Annotated in this window: 2 protein-coding genes and 1 pseudogene; all 3 read left to right on the plus strand. The window is 76.5% G+C overall.

The window, feature by feature from the left end; translation table 11 throughout:
• Window positions 1-3,121: pseudogene (locus BST12_RS33060) on the plus strand (PE family protein); the annotation flags it as partial.
• A gap of 18 nt (window positions 3,122-3,139) precedes the next feature.
• Window positions 3,140-3,397, plus strand: coding sequence for a hypothetical protein (locus BST12_RS32420; protein WP_170062225.1), 258 nt, complete (start codon window positions 3,140-3,142; stop codon window positions 3,395-3,397).
• Between the two features lie 69 nt (window positions 3,398-3,466).
• A partial coding sequence (locus tag BST12_RS28480) for a PE family protein (RefSeq protein ID WP_139802022.1) occupies window positions 3,467-3,911 on the plus strand: 445 nt, incomplete at its 3' end.

The raw sequence follows: 3,911 nt of genomic DNA on the forward strand, positions 1-3,911 counted from the left end.
GGCGGGCACCGCCGGTTCGGCCGGCGGCGCCGGTAGCAATGGCGGAGCAGGCGGCAAAGGTGGGCTGTTCTTCGGCAATGGCGGAGCGGGCGGCGTGGGCGGCGATGGTGGAGCCGGCGGTGCCGGCGCGGCAGGTCTTGTTGGCGGGGCCGGCGGGACCGGCGGCACGGGCGGTGCCGGCGGCGCGAACGGAGTGTTGTTCGGCCACGGTGGCAACGGCGGAGCAGGCGGTAACGGCGGAGCCGGTGGCCAAGGCGGCGACGGCGCATCAGGCACCGGCGCGGCAGGAGGCGACGGTGGCCACGGCGGGGCCGCGGGTGCCGGCGGTGCGGCCGGCGGCGCCGGCGCGGTCACCGGTGCCGCGGGCAACGGCGGGGCCGGAGGCAACGGGGGCACCGGCGGAACCGGCGGCACCGGCGCCGACAGCGCCGGCGTGAGCGACGGCAACAACGGCCATACCGGCTTCGCCGGCGGCGCCGGCGGTGCCGGTGGCCAAGGAGGCGACAGCGGCCCGGGTGGCACTAACGGCAGCGGCGGTCTCGGAGGTAACGGCGGCCAGGGCGGCAACGGCGGCAACGGCTATGTGGGTTCAGACGGCAGCGCCGCCTTCAACAACGGCGCCGGCGGCGATGGCGGCACCGGCGGCAACGGCGGCAAAGCGGGCGCCGGCGGCCAGGCCGGCACCGGCGGTACTGGCGGCAGCACCGGCGGCGCCGGCCACGGCGGCACGGGCGGCACCGGCGGCGACGGCGGCCTCGGCGCCAGCGGCAACAACTCCGCCGGCGTCGGCGGCAATGGCGGCCAGGGCGGCTCCGGCGGCGCCGGGGTCAACGGCAGCAACGGCGGCACCGGTGGCACCGGCGGCAACGGTGCCACCGGCGGAACCAACGGTAGCGGCACAAGTGCCAACGGCGGCGCTGGCGGTAATGGCGGCGGCGCCACCGACGGCGGCAACGGCGGCCAAGGCGGCCAGGGCGGCCAAGGCGGTGCCGCCGCTCAGGGCGGCGCCGCGGGCACCGGTGGCCACGGCGGCCAAGGCGGCACCGCAGTCAACGGCGGCAACGGCGGCAACGGCGGCACGGGCGGCGCCGGCGGCGCCGGCCTCAGCGCTAATCCCGTCACCTCCGGCAGCGGCGGCACCGGCGGCACCGGCGGCCAAGGCGGGGACGGCGGCGCGGCCACCGGTACCGGCTCAGGCCATGGCGGCACCGGAGGCACCGGAGGCGCCGGCGGCCAGGGCGGCGCCGCGGCATTCGCCGGTAAGGGCGGGGCCGGCGGCAACGGCGGCAACGGCGGGACCGCATCCAGCGCCGGCAACGGTGGCACCGGCGGCACCGGCGGAACCGGCGGAAACGGCGGTGACGACGTCGACTTCGGCGGCACCGCTGGCAGTGGTGGCACCGGCGGCAACGGCGGCAGCGGCGGCACCGCAACCGGCGGCGGCGACGGTGGCGTCGGCGGCAGCGGCGGAGGCGGCGGCGCCACTGGTGCCCGCGCCCTTTTGGCCAACCCGGGCACCGCTGGTAATGGCGGTAACGGCGGCCAGGGCGGCACCAGCACCGCGGGAACCGCCGGCGACGGCGGCCAGGGCGGAAACGGCGGCACCTCAGCCAACGGCGGGACGGGCGGCACCGGCGGAACCGGCGGCACCGGCGGCACCGGCAACGACGCCGGCAATGGCGGCCAAGGCGGACAAGGGGGCAACAGCGGCGGCGGCACTGCCGGTAGCGGCGGCACCGGCGGCCAAGGCGGCACCGCCCTGGCCGCCGCCAAAGGCGGCGCCGGAGGCGACGGCGGCCAGGGTGGCGCCGCAACCAGCGGTGGCAATGGCGGTGGCGGCGGCACGGGAGGCACGGGCGGCATCGGCGGCGGCGTAATGAACGGGACCGCCGGTGGGGGCGGCACCGGCGGCAATGGCGGCGCCGGCGGAACCACAAGCGGCACTGACTTCAACGGCAACAGCGGCAACAGCGGCAACGGCGGCACCGGCGGCGCCGGCGGCTTCGGCGGTCAAGTTCTGGCCTCCGGCACGGCCGGGGCCGGCGGCACTGGAGGCAACGGCGGCACCGCAAGCGGTAATGGACGCGGCGGCGATGGCGGCCAAGGCGGAGCCGGCGGCCAAGGCGGCGTCTTCGCCGACACCGGCACCGGCGGCCGCGGCGGCGACGGCGGCAATGGCGGCACCAGCAGCACCAATAACGCCGGCAACGGCGGCATAGGCGGAACCGGCGGCGCCGGTAAAACCGCCGGCAACGGCGGAAACGGCGGAAACGGCGGCACCTCTACTGCCGGTGGCCATGCCGGCGACGGCGGCACCGGCGGCACCGGCGCCGTCGGCACCATCGGCGCCGACGGCAGCATCGGCAGCAGCGGCGGCACCGGCGGAAACGGCGGCAACGGGGGCATCGCAACCGGCGGCGGCCACGACGGCAATGGCGGAGACGGTGGCAACGGCGGCGATGGCTTCGACGTAACCGTCAACGGCTACAACGGCAATGGCGGCAACGGCGGTAGCGGCGGCAACGGCGGCAGCGCGACCGGTATCGGCAATGCGGGCAACGGCGGCAATGGCGGTGCCGGCGGCACCGCCGGCACCGGCAGCTACACCCTTGACGGCGTCGGCTTACCCGCCGGCACCGGCGGTGCCGGCGGCGACGGCGGCACCGGAGGCACCGCAACGGGCAGCGGCAACGCCGGTAGCGGCGGCGCCGGCGGCCAAGGCGGCACCGGCGGCGTCGGCGCTCGCGGCATCACCACACCTCCGTCGAGCCCCTTGCCGTCCTTGCCCGGAGGCGCCGGCGGAACCGGCGGCATCGGCGGCAATGGCGGCAGCGGCGGTGAAGCGACCGGCAGCGGCGGGGGCGGCGCGGGCGGCGCGGGCGGCACCGGCGGCGTGGGCGGTATGGGCGGCTACGGCGTGGATCAACCCGGCGGTGACGGCGGCACCGGCGGCGGAGGCGGCGACGGCGGCAAAGGCGGTGGCAGCGTCGTAGCGGCCGGTGGCGGCGGAAGCCGTGGCGAGGGCGGCAGCGGCGGCAGCGGCGGCGACGGCGCGCAGTTCGGCAATAACGGGGGCGGCGGCGCGCCCGGCCAACCCGGAATTCCCGGAGCGCTGCACTGACCGAGCCGTCGATGCGGCGTGATCGGGGCGATCCCACTGGGGGTGCTGGCGGTAAGGCCGGCGCCGGCGGTAAGGCCGGCGCCGGCGGCGCTGGCGGACTCGCAACCGGCAGCGGCAACGGCGGCAACGGCGGCGGTTTCGGTGGCCAGGGCGGCCTCGCCCGTATATCCGGCAGTGGCGCAGTCGCACCTGTTCATCCCGGCATTCGGCGGAGTGCTGCACCAACCGATTCAGCCGGTTCAACGATTCGTCAAGTTTTCTACATCTCCCGATTGAGAGCTTTGCTGCACACGCCGAGGCGTGGGTCCGGTCTGGCCCGTGTCAATGCTTCAGGGAGTAACCGTCATGTCGCTTGTGTTTGCCTCGCTGCCGGGACTAGGGGCGGCGACCACGGATTTCGCCGGTATCGGTTCGGCGGTCGATGCTGCCGCACACGCCGCCTCGGCGTCGACGACGGAGCTGCTGGCAGCAGCCGCCGACGAGGTGTCCTCCGGCATCGCCGCATTGTTCAGCGCACACGGCCGCCAATTCCAGGCACTCAACGCCCAGGCGGCCGCCTTTCACGACCAATTCATTCGCACCCTGGCCGCCAGCGCGAATTCCTACGCCACCGCCGAGGCCACCAACACCGCACTACAAGACGCGCTCAACGCGATCAACGCTCCGACACAGCTACTGATGGGGCGCAACCTGATCGGCGACGGCGCCAACGCGACCACCCCCGGCGGCCGCGGCGGGGATGGCGGGCTGCTGTGGGGCAACGGCGGCAACGGCGCCCCCGGGGCGGCGG

It is taken from the genome of Mycobacterium angelicum (assembly GCF_002086155.1).
Lineage (GTDB): Bacteria > Actinomycetota > Actinomycetes > Mycobacteriales > Mycobacteriaceae > Mycobacterium > Mycobacterium angelicum.